At 51.6% G+C, this 24,710-nt stretch carries 21 protein-coding genes; 6 read left to right on the top strand and 15 right to left on the bottom strand.

The window, feature by feature from the left end:
• Positions 1–494 precede the first annotated feature (494 nt).
• The gene (locus HAV38_RS17965) at positions 495–1,418 is read left to right on the top strand and encodes a DMT family transporter (protein ID WP_168056753.1); all 924 of its coding nucleotides are present in this window, start codon (positions 495–497) and stop codon (positions 1,416–1,418) included.
• Positions 1,419–1,478: 60 nt separating this feature from the next.
• On the opposite strand, the gene HAV38_RS17960 is transcribed toward HAV38_RS17965, so the two are convergent.
• The 11 genes from HAV38_RS17960 to HAV38_RS17910 form a co-directional block, all read right to left on the bottom strand.
• Positions 1,479–3,227 carry a ClcB-like voltage-gated chloride channel protein gene (locus HAV38_RS17960; protein WP_168056752.1) on the bottom strand — a complete coding sequence of 583 codons (1,749 nt, stop codon included), beginning with the start codon at positions 3,225–3,227 and terminating at the stop codon, positions 1,479–1,481.
• A 76-nt stretch (positions 3,228–3,303) separates the two neighbouring features.
• Positions 3,304–4,155, bottom strand: coding sequence for an amidohydrolase family protein (locus tag HAV38_RS17955; protein ID WP_168056751.1), 852 nt, complete (start codon positions 4,153–4,155; stop codon positions 3,304–3,306).
• 65 nt (positions 4,156–4,220) lie between these two features.
• Entirely contained in the window at positions 4,221–5,129 is a 909-nt protein-coding gene (locus HAV38_RS17950; RefSeq protein ID WP_168056750.1) for an ABC transporter ATP-binding protein, read from the bottom strand.
• A gap of 10 nt (positions 5,130–5,139) precedes the next feature.
• Positions 5,140–5,967, bottom strand: coding sequence for an ABC transporter permease (locus HAV38_RS17945; RefSeq protein WP_168056749.1), 828 nt, complete (start codon positions 5,965–5,967; stop codon positions 5,140–5,142).
• A 7-nt stretch (positions 5,968–5,974) separates the two neighbouring features.
• Positions 5,975–6,850 carry an ABC transporter ATP-binding protein gene (locus tag HAV38_RS17940; protein ID WP_245182436.1) on the bottom strand — a complete coding sequence of 292 codons (876 nt, stop codon included), beginning with the start codon at positions 6,848–6,850 and terminating at the stop codon, positions 5,975–5,977.
• Positions 6,851–8,203, bottom strand: a complete 1,353-nt coding sequence (locus tag HAV38_RS17935) for an ABC transporter permease subunit (protein WP_168056748.1) — start codon at positions 8,201–8,203, stop codon at positions 6,851–6,853. It abuts the gene before it with no gap.
• A gap of 118 nt (positions 8,204–8,321) precedes the next feature.
• On the bottom strand, positions 8,322–9,470 hold the full coding sequence (locus HAV38_RS17930) for an ABC transporter substrate-binding protein (RefSeq protein WP_245182435.1): 1,149 nt from the start codon (positions 9,468–9,470) through the stop codon (positions 8,322–8,324).
• 258 nt (positions 9,471–9,728) lie between these two features.
• A complete protein-coding gene (locus tag HAV38_RS17925) occupies positions 9,729–10,457 on the bottom strand; it encodes a cyclic nucleotide-binding domain-containing protein (protein ID WP_168056747.1) in 729 nt (242 codons plus the stop codon).
• A 10-nt stretch (positions 10,458–10,467) separates the two neighbouring features.
• Positions 10,468–11,505, bottom strand: coding sequence for a 2Fe-2S iron-sulfur cluster-binding protein (locus HAV38_RS17920; protein ID WP_168056746.1), 1,038 nt, complete (start codon positions 11,503–11,505; stop codon positions 10,468–10,470).
• 21 nt (positions 11,506–11,526) lie between these two features.
• A complete protein-coding gene (locus tag HAV38_RS17915; protein WP_168056745.1) occupies positions 11,527–11,988 on the bottom strand; it encodes a nuclear transport factor 2 family protein in 462 nt (153 codons plus the stop codon).
• Between the two features lie 51 nt (positions 11,989–12,039).
• Positions 12,040–13,239 carry an aromatic ring-hydroxylating oxygenase subunit alpha gene (locus HAV38_RS17910; protein WP_168056744.1) on the bottom strand — a complete coding sequence of 400 codons (1,200 nt, stop codon included), beginning with the start codon at positions 13,237–13,239 and terminating at the stop codon, positions 12,040–12,042.
• Between the two features lie 533 nt (positions 13,240–13,772).
• Between HAV38_RS17910 and HAV38_RS17905 the strand changes: the two genes are divergently transcribed.
• From HAV38_RS17905 to HAV38_RS17895, 3 genes are all read left to right on the top strand, one after another.
• The gene (locus HAV38_RS17905; RefSeq protein WP_168056743.1) at positions 13,773–16,688 is read left to right on the top strand and encodes a molybdopterin oxidoreductase family protein; all 2,916 of its coding nucleotides are present in this window, start codon (positions 13,773–13,775) and stop codon (positions 16,686–16,688) included.
• Between the two features lie 98 nt (positions 16,689–16,786).
• Positions 16,787–17,518: a 4Fe-4S dicluster domain-containing protein gene (locus HAV38_RS17900; protein ID WP_168056742.1), complete on the top strand. Its 732-nt coding sequence runs from the start codon at positions 16,787–16,789 to the stop codon at positions 17,516–17,518.
• 167 nt (positions 17,519–17,685) lie between these two features.
• On the top strand, positions 17,686–18,633 hold the full coding sequence (locus HAV38_RS17895; protein ID WP_168056741.1) for a dimethyl sulfoxide reductase anchor subunit family protein: 948 nt from the start codon (positions 17,686–17,688) through the stop codon (positions 18,631–18,633).
• A gap of 5 nt (positions 18,634–18,638) precedes the next feature.
• Here the strand turns inward: HAV38_RS17895 and HAV38_RS17890 are convergent, their stop codons facing one another.
• The 4 genes from HAV38_RS17890 to HAV38_RS17875 form a co-directional block, all read right to left on the bottom strand.
• Positions 18,639–19,391, bottom strand: a complete 753-nt coding sequence (locus HAV38_RS17890; protein ID WP_168056740.1) for a sulfite exporter TauE/SafE family protein — start codon at positions 19,389–19,391, stop codon at positions 18,639–18,641.
• 15 nt (positions 19,392–19,406) lie between these two features.
• A complete protein-coding gene (locus HAV38_RS17885) occupies positions 19,407–19,865 on the bottom strand; it encodes a cyclic nucleotide-binding domain-containing protein (protein WP_168056739.1) in 459 nt (152 codons plus the stop codon).
• Positions 19,866–20,086: 221 nt separating this feature from the next.
• On the bottom strand, positions 20,087–21,487 hold the full coding sequence (locus HAV38_RS17880; protein WP_245182432.1) for a sigma-54-dependent transcriptional regulator: 1,401 nt from the start codon (positions 21,485–21,487) through the stop codon (positions 20,087–20,089).
• A complete protein-coding gene (locus HAV38_RS17875; protein ID WP_168056738.1) occupies positions 21,484–22,548 on the bottom strand; it encodes a sensor histidine kinase in 1,065 nt (354 codons plus the stop codon). The genes HAV38_RS17880 and HAV38_RS17875 overlap by 4 nt, the downstream gene beginning before the upstream one ends.
• Positions 22,549–22,767: 219 nt before the next feature.
• Between HAV38_RS17875 and HAV38_RS17870 the strand changes: the two genes are divergently transcribed.
• The gene (locus HAV38_RS17870; RefSeq protein WP_168056737.1) at positions 22,768–22,932 is read left to right on the top strand and encodes a hypothetical protein; all 165 of its coding nucleotides are present in this window, start codon (positions 22,768–22,770) and stop codon (positions 22,930–22,932) included.
• A 578-nt stretch (positions 22,933–23,510) separates the two neighbouring features.
• A complete protein-coding gene (locus HAV38_RS17865; protein WP_168056736.1) occupies positions 23,511–24,659 on the top strand; it encodes an ABC transporter substrate-binding protein in 1,149 nt (382 codons plus the stop codon).
• The last annotated feature ends 51 nt before the right edge of the window (positions 24,660–24,710 follow it).

Raw genomic sequence — 24,710 nt, 5'->3', positions numbered from 1 at the left:
CCTAGCAGCTCACAGCAGAGAGCCAAATCTGATAGTTCGTCATTTTGCAGCCTTCCGCTATTGGTGCGGTGAAGGGAGCAAACGCCATGCCCGTGCACTCTAATCTCGTGAGTCGCAGCTTCTCGATACTTCCGATGAAATCTGGAGAGCTTGAGCGGGCGCGTGCATCCTTGCGACCAACCTTGCGATCTTGCTTCGTGATTGTGGAATACAAGGGTTGTAATTTACCTTTGTTTTTGCATCTCGTCGAGGAAGCAGATTCATGCAATTGTGCTGTTGAGCAGCCATTTGCCTTAATGTCCATGATCACTACGCGCTTGTGTTTCGATGAGATGGTTTTGTGACGCTATCTATTGGGTATTGAGAGCACGCACGATGTCTTGGTTTTAACGATAATACGTATTTACACACAAATTTATCTCCATCGCTGACTTTTGATACAAAATTCCTCAGCGATGGTCACACGCTGCTCATGCTTTTTATCAGAATTTTCTATGTCCTCCACACGCTTGACTCTTCTCACCCTGTTTGCCATGCTATCTTTTGCCGGTAATTCAGTGTTATGCCGCCTTGCTTTAAAGCAGACCTCAATTGACGCCACCAGCTTCACTGCAATACGTCTGGTGTCTGGTGCACTCATCCTGACCTTGCTGGTCCTTTATCGTCGTCGCTCCGCCAGCGGAACTGCCGAAAGACATACTGCTCATCGCGCCATTGGCGGCAGCTGGTCGTCGGCATGTGCGTTGTTTGTCTACGCCGCAGGTTTTTCGTTTGCCTATGTGAGTTTGCCTACAGGAACTGGCGCCTTGTTGCTTTTTGGTGCGGTCCAGGCAACCATGATATTGGGGGGATTGTGGTCTGGTGAGCGACTCAGTGCGCGCCAGATAACCGGGTTTTTGCTAGCCTTGGTCGGACTGATTGTTTTCATGTTGCCCGGGTTGTCGGCACCTCCGCTACCAGGTGCGTTGCTGATGCTGTCCGCCGGGTTCGCATGGGGTATCTATTCATTGCGTGGGCGCGGTGTAGCCAACGCGTCTAACGCGACGGCAGGTAATTTCTTGCGCGCTGCACTATTGTCTATAATGCTGAGCGCAGTTCTGCTGGCGCAACAAAAATTGGATGAATGGGGAATACTATATGCGGTGCTATCCGGGGCGATTGCGTCGGGCATCGGTTATACAGTCTGGTACGCTGCCTTACGTGGATTGACGGCAACGCGCGCTGCATCGGTGCAATTGAGCGTACCAGTCATCGCGGCACTTGCGGGTGTGTTGTTCCTGCATGAGCCGATTACCATGCGCCTGCTATTGGCCTCGGTCGTGATATTGGGCGGGGTTGGCTTGGTGGTTGTAAACAAGCGTTCAACCTGTGATTCAGTTAATGCTGAGGGTAAGAACGGGGCCTGTCACAATGTCTGATTTACACCGACTGCACGTATCTGGAGATCCACCACGTATGACGGTGCTGCAATTGCGCCCTCAATCGTCGGATCGATTCAATTTAAAATACGCATCTAGCAAGGATGATTTGTACACCACGCCAAGCAGCTGCGAACGCATGCCACTTTCAACTGTCGGGAGCCGCTCGCCCTGGTGTGCCATAAAATGTTCCAGCGCCTGACCAAGCGTCATTTCTGGGGTAATCAGGTGTAAGCAATCATGTTGTAGAAAGTCCATTGCGGACATCATCGATGTGTCATCTTTATCGAGCAGTGCAGAGGTTACATCTTGCAACGCGACCACGCCCTGATAGTGGTTTTGGTCATCGACGATATAAATATATTTCACCGGATATTGCAGGAACATGCGCGAAATTTCCTCGAAGCTTGCTGTGACAGGCAGCACAGTATTTGCGGGCTTGATCAAATCGCGCATGTGAGTGTTACGTAGCAGCTGGCGTACTTTTGCATCGCGGTTGCGTTTCATGGTGATCTCATACATTGCGGTATCGTCGATGGCATGTGCAACGAAGTACGCCACTACGCAAGACAGCATCAACGGTAGTACGACCTGGTAACTCAAGGTCATCTCGAAGATCATCAAAATTGCCATTAGCGGCGCCCCGGTAGCGGCAGCGAGAAATGCGCCCATTCCCACGATGGCGTAGGCAAAGGGCTCCGACGTGCTACCCGGTAATAACTGGTCCACGCCTAGCCCCGCCAGATAACCGAGAGCAGCACCCACGAAAAGAGCGGGAGTGAACACGCCGCCCACAGCGCCAGAACCAGTGGTCAGGGCGGTGGCGATGATCTTGAACACGAGTATGACCAGCACTGCCGTCCAGGACCATGGTGCCTGCAAGGGTGCATGCAACAACGAATTAACCACGCTGTAACCATTACCCCATACCTGAGGAACCCAGATCGATATGATGCCGACCATCAAGCCACCGATTCCTAGCCGCAGTGGCATAGGCCAACTGGTACGCTGAAATGTACGCTTGCTAAACTGCAGCAGGCGCAGGAACTGTGGGGCGGCGACGCCGCACAGCACACCCAGTGCAACAAAAAATATGACTTCTGCACCGAAAATGGCTGGAAAAGTGGGCATTTCATAGGTTGGTTTGTAATCGGGTAACTCACGCATAGTGATATTGGCCACGACCGAGGCGACCAAAATCGGACCGAAACTGCGCATGGCGATTGAGCCCAGCACGATTTCAGAGATGAAAAACGCACCTGCAATCGGCGCGTTATAGGCAGAAGTGAGTCCTGCAGCAGCACCGCAAGCGACTAAAAGCCGAAGGCGCTGGGGATTAAAGTGAACGATGCGCCCTACGATGGATGCTGCCATCGCAGCCAGATGGACCATCGACCCTTCGCGACCAATCGATCCTCCGGTGGCAATGGAACTCAATGAAGAAATACTGCGCAACAAACTTTGCTTCACGGGAATGTTGCCGTCGCCAATGGAGATTGCCTCCATATAATCCGAAGACGCGCCGACCGTAACCCGCTTGGCCAGCACTAGAAAAATACCGGCTACCACGCCTCCCCCTGCGGGAAGCAACATGCGCGCATACCATGGCAGGCTCTTGGCGATCTCAACCAAAGAACCGGTCCTTCCCGTGAGCAATTCCTGCAGGCCAAGGATGCTGTCGCGAAACGCGATTGTGGCGCACGCGCCGAGCAGACCGATCAACGCGGCCCACAAAAGCATTGCATGCTCGTCCGATGCGCCAAAGCGACGGCGGAACAGAAATCTATACTTTAGAAGGACGCTCAGCATAACTGTAGGTTTCTTCGTTAAAGATACCGGCGTCAACGCAGGCACCGTGCTTTAAATGCCGGTGCCTGGCGGCAGATTAAGTGAGTTTCAAGACGCGCCTGGCATTGCCTGAAAGTACCGCATCCAGCACGTCGCCCCGGAAGCCAAGCTTTTGGTAATCCTCAACTGACTGTCCCATCGGTCGGAACGGGTAAGAACTGCCAAACATAAGCTGATCTTTCATGAAGCCATTGGCAGCTTCTACATACAAGTGACTGCCAGGCAAAAAAATGTACATGTCAGGCACAATAAAGACGTTCTCGTAGCGGAAAGCGACGCCGATTATTTCATTCACGCGCGGATAAAATCCGTGATAACAGATGATGGATAAATTCGGAAAAGTGCGCGCCAGGCGGCCTATTGCGGCTGGATCATTGTGATCGAAATTAGGTGTGGTGGGCCCCGACATCAGGCATACGGGCACATTAAGCTGGGCGCATATTTCGTAGACCGGGAAGAAGATCGGGTCGTCCGCATGGGTCGGCACCGCACCAAATCCTGGCTCCAGATTGATCCCCTTGAGGCCAAGCTCCTTGATTGCCCGCTCAACTTCTTTGACGGCGCCCTGGCTACCCAGCGCGTAAGGATCGACCGAGCCGATGCCAACCAATTCTTTGTATTTATTAGTGATCTTGTAAATCTCATCGTTGCTATGTTGAATCCCGGGAATATCACGTCCCACGACAACCGCCGTCTGAATACCACTGCCGCGCACGTCATCGACGAAGCCCTTGATCGTTTTCGAGCGGGTAAAGTGTTCGTCGTCCTTGGCACCGACGCGTCGGTTTAGCCATTTCACGACATCGTATTCTTTGGTGCCGGGCGTTGCGCCGTAAAAATCATGCAAGAAAGACGGACGGCTGCGCATGTCAATAATTTCGGTTGCCATTGTGTAAGTCTCCTGAAGTGGTCTAACATTTCTTAGAAAGCGTTTCTGCGTAAGCTTTGGAATAACTACTGCGCGACTTCCGCCTTATGCGCACGTTTGGCATAAGCCTCAACGAAATCGGCCGCCGCCTTACTGCCGCCGGAAAAGGATTTCATCGCTTCTTCATGTAAAAGTGCCAGCGCTTCCATCTTGACTTCATTGGCGCGCTCGCAATTCACCATATCGACTAAACGACGCGGGCGAGGGACATCGATCTCAAGGGTGGCGCGGACCCGGGCGGGAATATTGGTCATGATCAGTAGCCGGTCGGCCAGGAAGATCGCCTCATCGATATCGGTGGTGACAAAGAAACTGGTGCGCCGGGACTCGTCGAACAGACCGGCGTAATACTCCCACATCAGCTCCTTTGACATGGCATCGAGACCGCGAAATGGCTCATCCAGAATCATCACTTCAGGATTATTAATCATCGCCCGTGCCAGCTCGGCGCGGCGTTGCATTCCACCGGAAAGCTGCGGAGGATATTTTTTTCTGAACGCGGTCAGGCCAACCTTGTGCAGTAAAAATTCGGCCAGATCGCGGGCTTGCTGGGTGTCCTCCCCACGTGCCCGCGGTCCGAACATGATGTTGTCATAGGTCGTCATCCAGGGGAACAGTGCTGACTCCTGAAATACGACCAGCCGGTCACGCCCTGGTTTAGTGATCGGTTTGTCGTTGAGTGTCATGCTACCGGTGGTGGGCGCCTCAAAACCTGCTAACAGCCGGATAAGGGTACTTTTTCCACAGCCAGAGGGGCCGATCATCACCGTTAATTTGTTACGCTCAATGGTGAAGGAGCAGTCCTGCACTACCTCTTTGGTGAATTGCCCGGCACCATAGGACTTGCTGACATTGTTGACGCAAATTTCACCCGAGCTGCGAAGTTCTTTCGGAAAGCTAACAGCCGAAATAGCGGGATTGACATCGTTAATCATTTGTTTTCCTTTAACGTTTTTTCAACCATGGCGTCAGATAGCCGCCAAGCGAGCGTAACAACTCGCTACAAGCGTATCCAGCGATACCGATACTCAACATGCCAACCACTATTTGTTCGTACGAGCCGCCTACATAAGAATTCCAGATAAAAAATCCCAGTCCGCCACCTGATCCACCAGTCTGGCTGCCACCGCCTGAAATCATTTCAGCCGCTACCACGACGTTCCAGGTAATGCCCATACCGACCGATGATCCAACCACAATCGATGGCAGTGTGGCTGGCAGGACGATGCGACGAAAAATATCCCACTGCGACGATCCCATCGCTTGCGCCGACTGAAAGTAACGGACGTCGATGGCGCGGGCACCACCGACGACGTTAATGACGACCGTAAAAAACGCACCCAGAAAGGTAACAAAGGCAATTGACAGTTCCTGCGTCGGCCAAAAGATGATCGCGACCGGAACCCATGCCAACGGTGGAATAGGACGCAGGATTTCAAAGGTAGGAAAGCTAATGCTATTAAAGTTTTTGCTGACGGCCATTAATAGCCCAAGCGGAATTCCCACCACCATCGCTGCAATGAAACCCGCCAGCACCCGAAACAAACTGAGGTACCAGCTCTGCCAGTAACCTCTATCATTGAGCAGGCCGCCCCATACTCTGAGTACCGCTGTCGGGGCCGGAATCATCCCTATCCAGGGTAACGAGAAGCCCAGCCATTGTTTGGATCGTGCGCCAGCCTCCCACAAGATCAAAAACACGACCAGCGAGATAGCGGCGCGAAGTCCGGCGCGACCGGAAATCTTTTTCTTTAAGCGCGATGCAATCGTCATGATTTAGTCACCCTTCTTTCTCGCCAGCGGCAAAAGACTTCTTAGCTTCTTCGTGGACCACCTCAATGGTTTCTTCCATCAACTGGCGGAAGCGCAAACTTGTCAGCACCCCGTAATCACGGGGATGCGGGATATCGACATTGAGAATTTTTTTAGGGCGGCAAGGGCGCGAGGTCATGATCACCAGCCGATGTCCAAGAAAGATTGCTTCTTCGAGATCGTGGGTGATAAAAAATATGGTCACCTTGTTCTTGTAATAAATCTCTAGCAGTGCCTCATGCATGACCGATTTGGTAAGAGAATCGAGGGCACGATAAGGTTCGTCAAATAGCAGCACTTTGGGGTCATTCATTAGCGCCCTGACGATCTCCACGCGGCGACGCAAACCAGATGACACTTCGCCCGGAAAGTTGTGCTCAGTGCCGCTCAGCCCGGCGTCGGCCATCATGCTGCGGGCCTTTTCGTAAATTTCTTTCTTCGGCATTTTCCGTTGCATCAGGGGGCCAAAGGCGACGTTCTCCAGGTTCGATTTCCAGGGAAATAGCGCCCCATTCTGAAATACGACGATGCGGTCGGAGCCGGGTTCTGCCTGCGGTTTTTTGGGGCCGCACAGCATCTCGCCATCAAGAAAAATCTTGCCTGACGAGATACTATGAAACCCGGCAATAGCATTGAGCAGAGTCGTTTTTCCGCAGCCCGACGGACCCACGATCATACAGATTTCACCCGCAGGTATATCAAGCGAGCAATGGTCCACCGCCATGACGGACGCACCGTCTGGATCGTAGATCTTTACCACGTCTTCGATTCGGATAGCGCCTCGGGAAGCGGTTTGTATCTGAGGTCGCGTTGATGCTTGTGGCGGCATTAATATCGTACTCATTTATCTTCCTCCCAATGCTAGTTCACGCACGCGCCACTGCATCATGTAATCGCCTATCAATCGAACGAAAGCGCTGGTGGTGTAACCCACCGCACCTAGGGTAATCATGCCAATCACGATCGTTGGATAGCGGACCATTGTGTAGGAGGTATTAATGACGTAGCCAAGCCCGAATTGTCCAGACACCATCTCTCCGGCGACGAGGGAGAACCAGGCGACCCCGACTGAAATTTGCAGCCCGGTAAAAATGAACGGCATTGCGCCGGGTATGACGACTTCCTTGAATACCTGCCACTTGGAGGCACCGAGACACAAGGCCGCCCGACTATAGGATTCATCTATTGACTCAACCCCCAGCATGGTGTTTAGCCCGGTGGCAAAAAAAGATGCGAGAAAGGTCAAGAAAATGACGGGTGTTTCGGAACCGCTGAACATCAGGATAGCGAGTGGTACCCAGGCTAGAATTGGAATAGGACGTAACGTCTCAAACAAAGGAAATATATATTCTCTGAAATTACGCGACCATCCTAAAAACAAACCGAGTGGAACACCAAGTACAGTGGCCAGCACAAATGCAATCGCAACGCGGCGCACGCTGACCCAGATGTGTTCATAGTATTCCGGCGTATACAGAGAGAGGCCGTAGGTTGGGTCCTTGCTGAACATTTCTTTCACTACCACAGTGAGTCCGGGCATATCCCTGAAGCGCGGTAATTTCCAGACCTCTACCGTCAGATACCACAGGCCTAGAAAGATGGTGAATCCCAGCAGCATCAGGTAGGGCTTAGGACTTTTTAGCCATTGTGATGCGCGAAACATGGTTAAGGTCAAACCGGTGGGCATTGTTGGCGCGGTGGCGCCAGCGCCAGGGCCACTGGAAGGGTGGTGATGCGGGTAATGATGTACTTTGGCTGCCACGGTCGAAGAGGCGTTGAACTCTTTGGTGATCATGGTAGCGAAGCGACTCATCACCACATCGCCGGTGTCCGGTGTGCCGGCAAACAGGTCAAGTAGCTTTTTTCCGTCAATTCTCAAGACCTCTGTGCGCTCGGTACACACCGTTTCGGCTAGTCGTCCGGACTGATTATCCAGCACAGCTGCCCATCCGAATACATCGCCTGAAAGCATGGTCTTTTCCAAAGGCCGCGACGTGCCATCACTGGGGGGTAACGTGTGCTGTACCTTACCTGCAGAAATCACAAAGATATCGTCGGGCTGGTCGCCCACTTGATAAATCACGTCCCCCCGCGCAAATAACTGCCATTTTGAAAATCGCGCGATGGCGGACAACAAGCCGGGCGTGACCATTTGAAACGGCATCGTGCGTCTCAATAAGGTGCTGATTTGTTCCATGTGTTTTCCAGGAAGGTAGGTGTGGAACCCCATGACGAGGCACGCAGCATCCCTGAGCGCATCTGGCCTAAGGTCAGAACACGCCCATGGGAAGGCCTTTTACATCCGCTTCAACAAATCAGGGTTTGCCTTTATATGCTGATTCTGGCAAAGCATTGACGGTGCCAATAGGTACGGTAAGTCCGCGTTCTTTCATCACCGCATCAGCGAACTGCGGCATGACCGCCTCGGGACGAAGAGTGGGGACATTGATACTCTTGACCGAATATAGAAATGTCGCCGCACTACTAATCATGGTCATGATCGATGGCGTGATAGCGTATGGCAGAGTCAAACGTATAGGGCCACCACCAACGGCGTCGGGATACCTTCCATACATCGACGACCACAACATTTTTTCTGAAAAACCGGTGGTTTGCTCCTTTGCCATCTGGGCTACCTCCTGCGCATTTTTCGGATCGGCCAAAAATATCTGCGCATCCAATTCTGCATTTAGCCAGCCGTTGACCACATCGGGGCGTTGCTTGATCAGGTCATAACGCATCGTTAAATACGCACTGTCCTTTTCATTGATAGCGTTGCCGGAAGCGATGCGTTTCGCCAGCCCTTCCTGCACCAGGCGCGATGCAGTTGGTTCCCAGATCACCGCGGCATTTAGCTTGCCAGCCCGAAATCCGCTGGTGATGACCTCAATGTTCTGGTTCAGATATGCCGCCGGTTCGATATTTTCCTGCTTAAAGACAGCCTGACCAAAACGGTCTGCACAACTACCTTTTGCCACGGCGACTTGCTTGCCACTTAGCCATTTGATGGCTTCTTTTTGACTGCCAAATTGTGGCGCGTCCGAACGTGCCAGGAAAATATTACATTGATCAGTACCTTGTCCCAGCGTTGCGACGATGCGTATATCGGCAACTTCTTGTTTGGTGACGGTAATGATGGCGGGCATATCACCGAGGTAACCAATATGCTGCTTACCAGCAAGCATTGCATTAACGATCACCGCCCCTTGAAGGCCGACAGAAAATTCGACTGTGGAACCTTTAGGAAGGTATTTTTCGTACATTTTTTTTCCGCGCATGACTACGCCGGACCAACTTTCTGTGTAATAGGGCTGATAACCGATAACCAGATGGACGGGTTCGCCAATCTTGCCGTATTCCAGTTCGCCTGCAGTGGCGGTGACGGCCGCCCCCTGAAGGCCAAAGAGTGCCACCATCACCGAACAGCGCAAGGCATGGGCCCAGCAATTTCTCTTGCTCTTCATGTTTGTCTCCTTCTGTTTTTTAGGACTTACGCAAAATTGCCTCAGCGCCGTGCTGCTTTTAGCCAGATTGGCATACTGTATTCGTCGGCAGGCTCAACTAGCCTTTAGCTGGGACGATTTTGCGTCAGTCCTAGTTCTGTTTTTCACCCCTCAGACGAAAGGTGACGTTAGCGCAGCATTTTTATAGCGTTGTCGTCTAACTGTTTAAGCGTTTTCTACATCCAGATTACTAATTAATACAAACATTATTGTTGCCACTTACTTTGCCTTTGGGATGGTGAGATGACGCGTAATCATATTGGCGAGCTGTCGCATGACCAGATAACCGGACGTGGGATCTTGCGCCAAAATATCCAGCACTTGGGCACCGTTAATGCGGATCAACACCGAATCCTCCAGACATTCCGCTTTGGCGATACGGCGCGGATGGCGATCAAGCAGCGCGGCCCAGCCAAATACCTCGCCCTTGTGCAACACAAAGCCAGCAGCGCTAGTGTGATCATCGCGACCGATCAAAAAATCGACTTTGCCTGATTCAAGAATATAGACATCGTCTGTAGTGTCGCCAATACCGTACAGTGTGCTACCTGCACGATGATGTTCCTGGCGCGCAATCTGGTTAAGTCGTTCCATAGTGCTGGCCGAAATACTGCCAAATAATGTCGCTGTCTGGAGTGCGCTGGCCTGGATCACAAACACTTGGTCATCCTCGACTGCAACTTCATACGCTTCCAGAGGAGCTTCCGCCAGACCAACTGCGGCCCCAGTCGTAATGTCCCATTGCCAAAGGTGCTGATGGCAGGTGAGGACCGACCCATCATAAAATCCCTCATCCAGACACACTTCCTGATGTGGGCAAATTCCCTGATAGGCGTAATATTGGGTGCCAGCATTGGCTACCAGTACCTTGATCCCGTTTTTCAGGTCAAACGTCTTCATCCCGTTCGACGGAATATCGCGTGAGCTACAAACATGGACTTTCCGCATATCATGGCTCCTAGCTAAATTTATCGTAGCGAATGTTATTGGTTGCGACACGGGCCTGGAGCAACATGCGGATCGACGCATCGACGGCAGGAGGCGGCCCAGCCAGATAGGCGCGCACATCTTGGTAGCGCCCTTGCATGTTGCGACCGGCGACTTCATGCACAAATCCTTTTTCAAATCGAAGTTGCGGATAGTCGGCCACTATTGACGCTGAGGCTTCCTCCTCAGACAAGGCGACCGTGATGTGTAAAGTCTCAGGAAATTGACTGCACAGGGACGCAAATTCATCCAGATAAAATGCATCGGTGGCGCTACGCACACCAAAGAAAACATCGCCGGTATAGCGCGTAAAATAGTCGCACTGCGCAGCCCGCGACAGGATAGACATCATGCCGGCAATCCCGCTGCCGCCAGCGATGCAAAGTAGATTTTGTGCGATGTCAGGGTGGAAGGTTGCTTTTCCCAGTGGTCCAAATACCTCCACTTCAACCCCTTCCCGTGACTTACTAAAAAGCCAGTCACTGAGCGCACCCTCAGGTTTTTTCTTTATTACAAAATCGAGCGTTGTAGCGTGACGCTGGTAGTTGACCATTGACCATGCGCGAAAGCCCTCGACTCCTGGAACGTGCACCAGATAAAACTGACCGGCGTCGAAGTCAACTGGCTCCCATAGCTCAATTGAAATCGCCATAACGTCATGCGTCAGCAGACTCACCGCCTTGATACGGCCCCCCAAAAAATCGGGTGTACAAGTACCGACTTCAATAGTGTGAACAAAGGCCGGAACTTCAATAACAATGTCGGAAACAGCGCTGCATTGGCACATCAAAAATTCATCTGCAGACTTAATATATTTGCGGCCGGGTGAATTTGGCCAATTGTCGAACAATTCGCCAGAGATCAACCGCGCCTTGCACGTCCCGCATGTGCCGCTGCCGCACTCGTAGGGTAAATCGACCGATTTGCTCAAGCCGCCATAGAGAATGTTCTCTCCCGGATCGGTCGCAAAATAGTGTGCATGATTCCTTGCATTCACCTGAATTTTCATATGACCGCCGAAAGCATGTGATTAAAATGGAATGTGAAACCCGAAGCCAATCATGCGAGTTTCGAGGTGAATGTTACGGTCCAGTAGCCTGGCGCCAACGGCGGACAAACGAACCGTATCCGTCATTTTTCCCACCGCAAACAATTCTGTTGCCCCGCCATCGAGCGTGGTCCGGAACACTTGCAGAGCACTGGTTACCTTCGCCGTTTCTCCCCCGTTCAGTTCTTCGATGGTATAGACGGTGGCATGGCGGCTTAGCAGCGAATGATCGCTGTTATGTTTGGGCAGATTTCCGAATAGCGTTACCATCCCCGCGTGATCGTGCTCCAGCCAGGTCATGCTCTTGCGGATCTCAGGGCTGAAAGCGGTGATGGCATAGTGAAACGCTGGATCGCACAGCGCAAGATAACCATCAAAATCCTTCGCATCCATGCGAAGGCAGGTCTTATAAATTAGCTCCGTAATTTCTGTTCTGGAATCCACAGGATTTCTCGCTCGCTAAAGGGTTGGTCTGGATTGCTAGGTGTAATAAGGCTAGGTCAGAGTCGTTTCGTCGAAGGGTGCGCTAGCCAGCCGGCCCATGCGCTTGCTCCACTCCGCGTAGAAATGACGCATGCCACCTTCATCGTGAATGGTCATGTTCTCTTCCCGACCATGAATAACCCATTTGCTATCGGTGCCTTCTCGCATCGCCAGCCCCTGTCCGTGTACGCCAAGAAGATCTTCATGTAAATTGCGGCCGAACGGTCCCCAAATCTGATTGTGGTCCCGCACCCGCTCGGCGCGTTCTTCGGGAGTATCGCTCTTTAGTCCCAGACCGCGAAATTCGATAAGGAGTTTGTTTGGACCAAGGGGAATCGCCGTATCCATGCGTAATACTGAGGTTCTCAGGTTGTATGTCATGCCAGGAAACATGTCGATCAGCACCCATCCGCCCGGGGCCAGGCCCGGCCATCCGACACCACGTTGTTTGCTACCTTCGTAGGCGTCATATTTGATTGCCATTGATCCGACCGATGCATGGCCGTTGGGGTAGCCGGTGTACTTGCGATCAAAATAGCCGGGTTGAATCATCCCGGTTATACGATTGAAGTAATGCATGTAGTCATGATAAAACTCGCTGTTGGTGTCATGCCAAAGCTTGTAGTTGGTATTGACAATCGCCTTGTGATAGTGGAATACCTCAAGCGGTGCATCGAGATGCCCGTCGAGTAGTTCCATGGCATCACCGATATACTCTTTTAGCGAACAGCAATCATCGTCAGTATTGACCCATACAAAGCCCCCGCACGCGACGCCGGTTTTTACCTCCCGCAGTCCCGCTTTTTCGCACCCAAAGCGTTCCTGATACCCTTGTTTGCCACGAGAGATATCAATGCAATCGCCAGTGGTATTGAACGACCATGCATGAAAAATACACGTGATGCGTTTGGCGTTCCCAACCGGGTCATACAACAGGGTGTTACCGCGGTGCGGACAAATATTATAAAAACTGCGTATTTGCATGTCCTCCCCGCGCACCACGATCAGCGGCGCGCCACCGGGATGATTGAAGGTGCGATAGTCAAAGGCATTTGGCAATTCAGATTCATGACAGGCAATGATCCAGCATTTATTAAAAATCTTCTGTTGCTCTTCGCGGAACAACTGGTCGTTAGTGTAGATGGCAGTATCCACATAATGCGTGGGTGGAAATTGCGGGGTTTCGGTCCATTCGAATGCGTTACGTGCCATGGCAGCTATCTTTCAAAGTTGGGATATCGATGATCGTAGGTTTGCGAATAACATCGCTCCTTCAGCTTGAGCATAGTTCGTGCCTGCCCAATTTAGCTTTCCGGTCTGACCTTGCTTCCCCGGGCTTTTTCAAAATTTCTGATACTTCTGCCGGATGCTGTCGGCTTCATTCTTCACCTATTCGCCTCCTATTAATATCAAGGTGTTTCATTCTGAAACCTCGGCGCGTGTCATTTCGAAACTCGCTTGTTGTTTCGTTTTGAAACTTTAGAATGTGTCGTTTTGAAACCTGATAGCAATTTGAATCATCCGATCGCCACGCAGATAGCGATGCCGATGCACCAACGTCGCTACCGTGTGAAGCGTGGTGTGAACTAACTAAGTGAACGGGAGAAGTGCGCTGTCTTCGATTAGAGCAAAGAACGATTGTGTAGACGTGGCACTACATTTGCATAGGGACTTGGTAGCGGCGCAGCGCTTCTGTGTGCGAGGGCAGCGGTTAATTAGTTTTAAAACTCATACCGGAGACATCAATGTCGGAGTCATCCCCTGAATCAAATATCTTGTCAGAAAATATCGCCGGTCTCGAAATTAAAACGACGACATGTTATATGTGTGCGTGCCGTTGCGGCATTCGGGTCCATTTGCGTGACGGGAATATTCGGTACATTGATGGCAACCCTGAGCATCCTCTGAACAAAGGGGTGATTTGTGCCAAGGGCGCATCTGGCATCATGAAGCAGCAATCTCCCGCAAGGCTGACAGTGCCGCTATTGCGTCGTGCCGGATCGGATCGTGGCAAAAGTGAATTCGACGAGATCAGCTGGGAGCAAGCCTATAGTTTATTAGAGACCCGTTTGGCGGGGATACGCGCGACTGATCCGAAAAAGTTCGCGTTGTTTACCGGACGCGATCAGATGCAGGCGTTGACGGGCTTGTTTGCCAAGCAATTTGGTACGCCAAATTATGCCGCGCATGGTGGATTCTGTTCCGTCAACATGGCAGCCGGGATGATCTATACGATCGGCGGATCTTTTTGGGAGTTCGGCGGCCCTGATTTGGACCATGCCAAACTCTTTGTGATGATCGGCACCGCAGAGGACCATCATTCCAACCCGCTTAAGATCGCGATTTCCAAATTCAAACGTAACGGCGCCAGGTTTATCTCCATCAATCCGGTGCGTACCGGTTATTCTGCTGTCGCCGACGAGTGGATACCGATCAAGCCTGGGACCGATGGCGCACTGCTGTTGGCCCTAATTAATGAAATCATTGAAAAAGGTCTGTACGACCGTGAATTTCTGGCGCGTTACAGCAACGCCGGACAATTGGTCAATCAACAAGACGGAGATGACGATTTCGGAATGTTTGCGATGGACCCGGAGTCGGACCCCATTAATCCCGATTATCCGCATAATAAATTCTGGTGGGATCGCCTGTCCGACAAAATCGTCCCCACCCATACGCCGGGAGCAGACCCCTGTTTGCGCGGTGAATTTGCACTGGCAGACGGCACCGTTGTTAAACCCGCGTTTCAGTTATTGATTGATCGGGTTAAGCAGTACACCCCGGAGTGGGCCTCGGAGATTACCGGCATTCCTGCGGAAACGATTTATCGGCTAGCCCATGAAATGGGCGTTACTGCGCGAGATCACAAGATTCAGTTGCCGATTTCCTGGACTGATTCCTGGGGTAAAGAACACACCAGCGTCACCGGCAACCCGGTTGCCTTCCATGCAATGCGGGGCCTTGCGGCGCACTCTAATGGCTTTCAAACCGTGCGGGCGCTGGCCATTTTGATGAGTCTGCTGGGAACGATAGACCGGCCCGGCGGATTCCGCCACAAAGCGCCTTTTCCGCGTGCCATCCCGCCGATCGCCAAGCCACCGCGCGGTCCGCAGGACGTTAAACCAAATTCTGTGCTGGAGGGAATGCCGCTGGGCTTTCCTGCAGACCCGAACGACCTTGCTGTTGATGCGGACGGAAAGCCGGTGCGTATCGACAAAGCATTTTCCTGGGAGCATCCGCTCTCGGTGCACGGGTTGATGCATAACGTCATTACCAATGCCTGGCGCGGAGACCCGTATAAGATCGACACATTGCTTATTTTTATGGCCAACATGGCGTGGAATTCAAGTATGAACACGGGCGAAGTAAGAAAGATGCTCAATGACCGATCCGAAGACGGCGAATTCAAGATTCCGTTTCTCGTGGTCTGTGACGCGTTTCAATCCGAAATGACGGCCTTTGCTGACCTGATTCTGCCCGATACAACCTATTTAGAACGGCATGATGTCATGTCGATTCTTGACCGGCCCATTTCAGAGTTTGATGGCCCGGTTGATGCGGTACGGATTCCGGTGGTGGCACCGCTAGGCGAATGCAGACCGTTTCAGGAAGTCATTATAGAGTTGGGAGGCCGTCTTAAACTGCCCGCGTTTGTTCACCCCGACGGATCGCGCAAGTTTAAAAACTATCCTGATTTTGTGGTTAATTATGAGACCGCGCCCGGCTCGGGCATCGGCTTCCTGGCCGGTTGGCGCGGCAAAGATGGTGATAAATCGATTTGTGGTGAACCGAACCCAAAGCAGTGGGAAATGTATGCCAAAAATAACTGTTTTTTCCATCACGAATTACCAGCTTCTTATCAATACATGCGTAACTGGAATAAGGGTTACATGGACTGGTCGAAGAGCGTGCGCATGCGGCGTGACGCGGACCCGATCTTGATTCATATTTACTCCGAAGTGTTGCAAAAATTTCGATTAGCGGCGCAAGGCAAGCGTCCGGGAAAACAACCCCCGGACCATTTACGCAAGCGTATCGAAACACATTTCGATCCTCTGCCTTTTTATTTCGAACCACTCGAAGGGCAGGCCTCCGATACGACCAAATTTCCCCTTAATGCGGTAACCCAACGACCGATGGCAATGTATCACTCGTGGGATTCACAGAATGCGTGGTTGCGGCAGATTCACACCCACAACTACTTGTATGTCAATCCATTGGTAGCGCAAGCCCAAGGCATCGCGGATGGCGACTGGATGTGGGTCGAATCGGTATGGGGAAAAGTGCGCTGCATGTGCCGGTTCAGCGAAGCGGTCGAACCGGGCACGGTATGGACCTGGAACGCGATTGGCAAGGCCGCCGGTGCCTGGAATCTTGGTCCGAATGCGAACGAATCACGCAAAGGATTTTTGCTCAACCATCTGCTGTCAGAGGAGCTTCCACCGGATGAGGGCGGGCACGTGTATTCGAATTCTGACCCGGTCACCGGGCAGGCGGGCTGGTACGACGTCAAGGTGCGCATTTACAAGGCGGGACCGGAAGAGCCCAAGGAAACATCACCACAATTTTCGCTCGTAGCGCCGCTGCCAGGAACTAAAACCCTGCGTCGGGTCTGGCAGGCGTATGTCGCCGGACGGGACGTGCCACCGAAAAAATACTAGGCGCATACCGCCGATGTTGATCGACGGTAGCAGCAGCTACGCCGAAAGCAGCGAAGATTGCTACGACGACCCATTTAACCATCAGATGGAGAATAATCGTGACCCAGTTGGCCCTTGTAATAGACCTGAACGTCTGCGTTGGCTGCCAAGCCTGCGTGACAAGCTGCAAATCCTGGAACACCTCCGGCAGTGCCGGGTATCTGGCCGACGAGCGCCCCTACGATGAGAACCCCACTGGCACGTTCTTCAACCGTGTGCAGACCTTCGAAGTAGGTGAGTTTCCGACTACCGAGACCATCCATTTTCCTAAGTCATGCCTGCATTGCGAAGAGCCGCCATGCGTCCCGGTATGTCCTACCGGAGCAAGCTACAAACGCAAGTCCGATGGTATCGTGCTGGTTGACTATGACAAGTGTATCGGCTGTGGCTATTGCGCGTGGGCCTGTCCATACGGCGTACGTGAACTCGATGAAAAACGGCAGGAAATGACCAAGTGCACGCTGTGCGCAGACAGGATCGATAATCCGGCACTACCAATAGCAGACCGACAACCGGCCTGCGTCATGGCATGTCCCACCAGCGCACGCTTGTTCGGCGATATTCACGACCCTGACTCCACAGTGTCCGTCGCGATACGAGAGCGCGGCGGCTATGCACTCATGCCGGAATGGGGCACCAAGCCATCAAATCACTATTTGCCGCGCCGCCGGACCGAGCCGAATCTGCGCGAGGATCAAATCATGCGGGTGGATAATCCCATCAGAATCGACGAGAGGTTGCCGAAATCCTCGATCCCGTCACCGTCGCTAGACGATACTGTGAGCTGGTAAAAAAGTGATTGATAGACCGGTGAATGACGGCAAGTCTGGTAAATTATGTTTCGCTTGTGCAGCCACAAAGTAGTGTGGAATATTCTTTCACCTGAAGGGCATCGATTGCTGCGCAGTTGATGTCTTTCGCTCCCGGCCCAAAGGCCGGGTTTTTCGGAGTATATCTGATGAATCCCGCTGCTTCCGTCATCTTTCTGACTACTCTTATTGGTGCTGGCCAGGGTCTTTTTTTAGCGCTGTACGTAGTTGAGCTTGCTAGCAGACTACAACTTATTCGCATTGAAAACAGCGTTGCGCTCTTTGTCTCGGGTAGTTTGATTGCATTGCTATTGAGTGGCCTGGGACTGATTGCGTCGTTTTTCCATCTCGGCCATCCTGAACGCGCCTGGCGCGCAGCCGCAATGTGGCGCACCTCATGGTTGTCACGTGAAGTCATCGTGTTACCGATTTTCATGGCGCTATTAATCGTTTATGGTTACGCGCATTTTGCGCAGTGGGACATGTCGTTAGCGGTAGGTGCAGTTACTGCCGTGGTCTGTGTTGCACTGTTCATTTGCACTGGTATGATTTACGCATGTATCCGCTTCCTGCAAGAATGGGCCAGCCCGTTGACGCTGATGAATTATTTTTTGCTAGGATGCGCGTCAGGATGCTCGCTGGCGACCGCAGTGGCCGCGTTCGTTGAACCTGACCTCACGAGGACCTTTGCCGCCGCTGCAATCTTGCTGACAGCAAGCGCGCTGGCAGTCCGTTCCGCCTCACTGGTTCGGAATAAAAGACTGAAACCGAAGTCGTCGTTACAAACTGCATTGGGAATACACCATCCACGTATCGTACAGAAATCGCAGGGATTTATGGGTGGATCATTCAACACCCGAGAATTCTTTCATGGCAAGACCCCGCATATTTTGCGCTCAGTCAAATGGTTTTTTTTGGTGTTTACCTTTATCCTTCCGCTGCTATTGCTATTGCTGGTTCTCGGTAGGAGTACCGTATCGGCGGCCTTGTTCTGCACTATTTTTGTGATTCAATACGCTGGCTTACTGGCCGAGCGCTGGTTCTTTTTTGCGCAAGCGAACCATCCACAAAATCTTTATTACAAAACTATTTCCTGAGCACGTTAGACGATATTGAGCGAACGCAAGATAAGGCCAGCGCTGACCAACACACAAAAAATGGCAACAGCGCTGCGTAAGGTGCGTGGGTTCAACGCGTGAACGATGCGCACACCCAGATGGACGCCGAGCAATTCAACAATAATTAATACTGCCGCAAGCTGGAAGTCGATCGTGCCATAGCGGAGGTTCCCTAGCGTTCCCGAGATTGCCGCCAGGATCTGGATCACCTGACTCGCGCCAATCGCACTGAGCGGAGAAAATCCAAACAGTAGCAACATTGGCACCGATAATGCGGGGCCGCCGACCCCTGTCAACCCGGAGCCAAAGCCGCATACTGCCCCAATCCAAAATAAGAGAATCTGTTGCCGCCCCGGATTGCTTGAAAATACCGGAGGCCTTTCTATTGAGCGCGGCATCGCGGTGTTGACTCCTGCCACTGCGATCACGCTTGCCAACAGAAAAATGAGCGTATGCGGATCTATGCGCGAATTAGCCCATGCCCCGAAAAATCCTGAGATTGCCGCACCTGTGCAGACGGGTCTAGCGATATACCAATCGATACTGCCGCGTTGATGGAACAGAAACGTCCCCAGAACCCCTGTAAAAATAAAGCTCAGGAGCGCCGTCGCCATCGCCGTCTGAACGGGCAGATGGGCCAGAAAAGCAATCGCCGGAACTAGCAGTAATCCGCCGATACCGACCGCGCCTATCATCACACCGACGACGAACGCAACCAGGATCAGCCATAAATTCATGTGGGTAGGGCTCGGTTAGCCGCAGGCAAACGCTACCAGCGTGCCAGTTATCAAGGCGGTGACCTGCGTCATTAAGCGGTAGCCGATGGTGTGATCCTGCTCCATGATCAACGACAGGCCCTCACCATCAATGGCAAGAGCCTTGCAAGAGGTGATGCAGGTGGCTGTGGCTAGCCGGATGTTGGAGGTTGGGGTAAGCGATGACCAGCCAAAAACCTGGCCGCGGTGCAGGATGTCACCTGCAGATGTCTCGCGGCTGCCAAGGCTAATAGCAAAACGCACCATGCCGTCAATGAGAACGTACAGCGTACCGGCATTTTCTCCGATCTTATAGATGGGGTGTCCGGAAGGCCATTCTTCCACTTGGCTAACAGAAGCGACTAACGAAAGCTGGGATGCGGACAGACCGGAGAAAAATTTGGTCTGAGTCAACATTGCCAACAGAGAAGCTTGCTGGATAATTGCATCGGGCATAGGGGTTACTCCCGTGAATAATTCAAGGCATTGAAGGTCGAACAGCGCGCATACAAAACACCAGCAGGGTAATGCTTCCCGCAATGATTGTGTAATAGTGCGCACGCCTTAAATAGAATAAAGCAAAAAACATACCTCCGGCAGACGTTTGAAATAACGTCAATGTATTTGCATTCGCTATGAGTAACGCCAGCGCATCTATAGCATGCAACCGGAAAGCCTTATTTATTCTCTTTGAAAAGGCCCCATTCTCGTCTGCGTATCCACAAGGCCTTTCTGCCGATTCCAAGAATGGCAGCCAGTTCGGCTTCGGTATTCGTATCCTGATGCAGAAGAATGGTTTCTTTGGTGTACTCTTCGATAGACAAAGGTACGCCAACATCCGGTGCCGGATTTTTTTGTTCTGACGATGGTGCTGACAGCATATCAACCAGATCAACTGAGGTGAGTACATCGGAGTCAGCAAGAATCACAACCCGTTCAATCAGATTTTCAAGTTCACGAATATTTCCCGGCCATTCGTAGTAATTCAGAAATTTGATAAATTCCTGATTCATCTGATACCTTCTGCCGCCTAATTTTTTACTGTGATAGTCTAAAAAATGTCGGGCTAAAATTTCGATATCGTTCTCCCTGTCGCGCAGTGGAGGAACCTGAATGGTAATGACGTTAAGCCGGTAAAATAAATCAGCGCGAAAATTACCTTTTTCCGCCTCTACCTTAAGATTGCGGTTACTGGCAGCGACGAAGCGGGTGTCTGTCACATAGGTTTGCGTCGAGCCGACCGGGCGCACCTGCCGCTCTTGAATTACCCGCAGAAGTTTAACCTGTACGGTCAGTGGCATTTCTGAAATCTCGTCGAGAAACAACGTCCCACCGCTAGCTTGCCGGATCAAGCCCTGATTGGCGCTAACGGCGCCAGTGAATGCCCCTTTCGCATGACCGAAGAGTTCAGACTCCAGCAATTCTGATGGAATTGCGCCGCAGTTAACGGGTACAAACGGGCGCTCGGCACGTGGTCCTCCGTAATGCAGTGCCTGCGCTACCAGCTCTTTGCCGGTACCACTTTCGCCTTGAATCAGAACGTTGGCGTCGGTCGGTGCGATGCGTTGAATCATTGCCTGGAGCTTGCGTACGTTTTCGCTCTCGCCGATAATTTGATTCTTGGTATACACCTTGCGTAACTGCCGCTTTAAGACTGCATTTTCGCGTCGGTCGCGCCGCTCGTTCATCGCACGGTCTATAGCGAACCCGAAGTCGTCATTATGAAAGGGTTTTATGATGTAATCGACAGCACCTTTGCGCAGGGCTTCGATAGCGCTTTCAACGGATGAAAAGCTCGTCATAAGAATGACGGGCATATCCAACTCCATATTTTTTACGGCCTCGATGATTTCCAGGCCGGTCATGTCTGGTAACTTCAGGTCAGTAATCACCAGATCAAATCCACGGGTTTGCAGCATGGCTATTCCATCAGCGCCGGTATATGTCACCGCACAGTCATAGCCCTTTGCTTCTAATATCCACTTTACACATTCAACGATTCCCCGGTCATCATCAACGATCAACACGCGTTCGGCATGCACGTTGTGGTCGGTAGGTGCGATCTTGGAAGGCTTCACAACGCTGACCCCAGAAGTGGTAGTTCGACCTGAAAGCAGGCACCGCCTTGCGCATTGTTTGCGGCAGTAATTCGGCCACCGTGTTCAAGCAAAATCTCGCTGCTGATGGCCAGGCCGAGCCCGGTCCCTCTGTTTAAAGTCTTCGTGGTAAAAAACGGTTCAAAGACTCTTGGTAAGATATCCTCGGGAATTCCGGGGCCGCTATCACTCACAAGGACCACGACCAAATTACTACTTTGAATTCTAGTTTGTACGTTGAGTATGCCAACCCCATTCATAGCACGCGCGGCGTTTTCAAATAGATTGACGAACACTTCCTGCAATTGGTTCAGACTACCAAAAATTACGGCGGTGCGATCACGCACAAATTCGATTTTTAGCTGTGCGGACCATCCATTTTGCTGCATCACCGAGAATGCCTGATCAATCGCCTCATCTACATAAAATCCGGCTCTGGCCGCGTCTCCGACCCTGCCGAAATTCAGTAAACGATCTGATATGTCGAGAAGTCGTCGGACATTGTCGGCTATGTTTGCCAGTCCTTTTCCAAAGAAGGCTGGCTTCTTCTCTTGGTCCGATCCCAGTATTTGCACCATCGAACGGATTGCAGCCAGAGGATTGCCCATCTCGTGGCACACGCCTGCCACCATGAAGCCTATTGCTGCCAGACGCGCCGTTTGTATGTCCGCAACTTCTAACGTCCGTAACTTCGTTTCGTTCACTATCATTAAATAAGAACCGGTTGAAGCACGCCGTAAGATCAGGCGCTCGTGCACCAACATGTTGTCATCGGCAGTTCTGGCTAACTTCACTTCTTGCGGAATTTGCCAGCACATAGGACCTTGCAATGACTCGGAATACGCAGAAAATATAGTTGAAAAATAACCCGGGTCAGTCAGCCCCGGCGAGACATTAAGCCCCACGATATCTTTGGTTAATCCTGCCACTTCGCCGTTGCTGCGAATCACAATGACGGGCCAGGGCAAAGTCTCTGCGAAACTGAAAAAATCGGATTCATTAGTCGGCAGCGACACAAGAACTTCAGGGGAAGATTCGTTCATCTGGTTGCAATGATGAAACGATGACGGTTACGCGTATGAAGGATAATAGGGGAATGTATAGCCTGGACCGGACGATGTGCAGGTTGGATAAATACCGTTGTTATCTGCTTGCAATGCCCACACCGCTGTCGCTTTAAAGATGCCATGTCGTCCCCTTTATAACTGCTGTTGTATCTCAACCGCGCTACTGCCCGGTTGTTCTTCACTATGCGCGCTCTTATGGCGAACTGGGAAGAAATGATGAAAACGACGGATATCAATTTGCCGATCACATGGCCGCCGGTTGCTAGTCCAACAGAATGGCGCACATTGGATTATCCATGCAAGCCCTTTGTAGATAGCCTGCTGCCGCGCGCACGCACAACGCTTAAGACGCCATATTGAGCATAATCTTAGCCTACCATATTGTCATTTTTGCATCCAGCAAAAACGTACTCTATTAAAAGTTTAGTGCCGTATTCTTCCGACGACTCCAATACACCATCTGCAAACCGGGGACGGTGAGGGGAGGGCGCTGATCATTTGTTACATTGCTCTAAACGTAATCCAAATTTGTAAAAGCTTGTCGGGACTGCGCCGAGACTGCTTTTTGGAGGGTGTATTTAGTTACGTGGCGTTTCTATCCTGATGTTTCGAAATGAAACGCGGGAAGGAATCAAAACGAAACATAACCAGTCAGAAATCCATACTTCTATGGGACTCTACTGACCGAGTCGCTCTACCCCACATCAACCTTGCGACATTACTTATGCTGCTGATCACCTGTTAACCGTGCTCAGAGCCTGGCACAAGATATGCTGATCACCGTGCTGTTTAGCTATTAATAAATCAACGTAATTCACGCACAACGTCTTGTAGTCGTCATGAAGGTTATCGGAAAGACTGCCGAGAAAAACGACCAAAATACTGGCAAAGCTAATTCGCCATTTTATTCTAAAAATACATAAACGAAAGAGACTGCTATGACTACGAAAAACGGGTGGGCACAGCCAGTGCAAAAAACGCTATTGGTTGTACTGTTGGTGCTCTCGGGATTACATGCCGCAACCGCCAGTGATCATGAATACGGCAAAGTCGGGGAGCCCGTGCATATCGTGGTCGGATATCAACCTTACGATACGGTTTCTTATTCCGCCGCTGTCATCCGAGGGCTGGCGCTTTGGAAGAAATTTCTGCCCGCGGGAAGTGAGGTCGAATTTCAGGCTGGACTGCAAGGCTCTATCATCGTTAATCAAATGCTTGCAGGCAAGCAGCAGATTGGCTATCTGGGCGATGTGCCGGCGGTTTTGGTGACGACCAAAACGCAGCAAGCGAAGGTGAAGCTGGTTCTCAATACCGGCTTTTCGCCCGGCCAGCGATGCAACGTGATTATGGTGCGTGCAGACGCACCGGATTTCAAGACATCGCAAGAAGCTATCAAATGGTTGAATGGCAAGACGATTGCGACCCCCAAGGGGAGTTGCGCGGACCGCTTTTTAGGTAATGTGATCGACAGGACCCACATCAAGCCCGACGCAATAATGAACCAGTCGCTGGAAGTGTTAAGTACAAATTTGCGGGCCAAGAAGCTTGACGCTGTTGCGCTATGGGAGCCAACCGCCTCAAGAATTGGTAATCTGGTGGGAGAGGGCATCGCAAAATATGCCATTACCGGTTTTCCCTTTGATATTCCGGATTCTGGCTATATCGCCATGCGCGACGACTTTATGACCCAGCGCCCCGATGTCGTGAAAGCTTGGGTCAAAATGGAAATGGAAGCGCAACGTTTCATTTTAGATCCGAAAAACCACTTAAAAGTCGCAGAGATAGTCATGGGCCAAACCACCGGTATTACGTTGCGCATGGCGTGGTTTTCGATTTACGGTGCCATTCCGGTTGCAGCCGGCGGCAGCCCTATCAGAGACGAGAAGCCATTTGTGTTCGATGACCGCGTACACAAACAGTTGAATAGCATCTATACATTTCTCTATCAAAGTAAAGTGATTAATGTGGGTGAGGCGCCCGCAGGTTCGTTAGATGACTCTGTTGCGAGGATGGTGGCTAGTGAGGCCGGTACGTCCTTGCCATTAGGGATTATCAAAGCGCAGGACATCGCCTATGCGCCTAAATAAAGGCGCGATTTTTTAGTGATCGCGTTCGTCTGATTATTCCAGCATATTCAA

The sequence above is a fragment of the Glaciimonas immobilis genome, assembly GCF_011947285.1.
GTDB lineage: Bacteria > Pseudomonadota > Gammaproteobacteria > Burkholderiales > Burkholderiaceae_D > Glaciimonas > Glaciimonas immobilis.
Note: the sequence above shows the minus strand (reverse complement) of the source record. Positions and strands in the feature narration are given on the sequence as shown.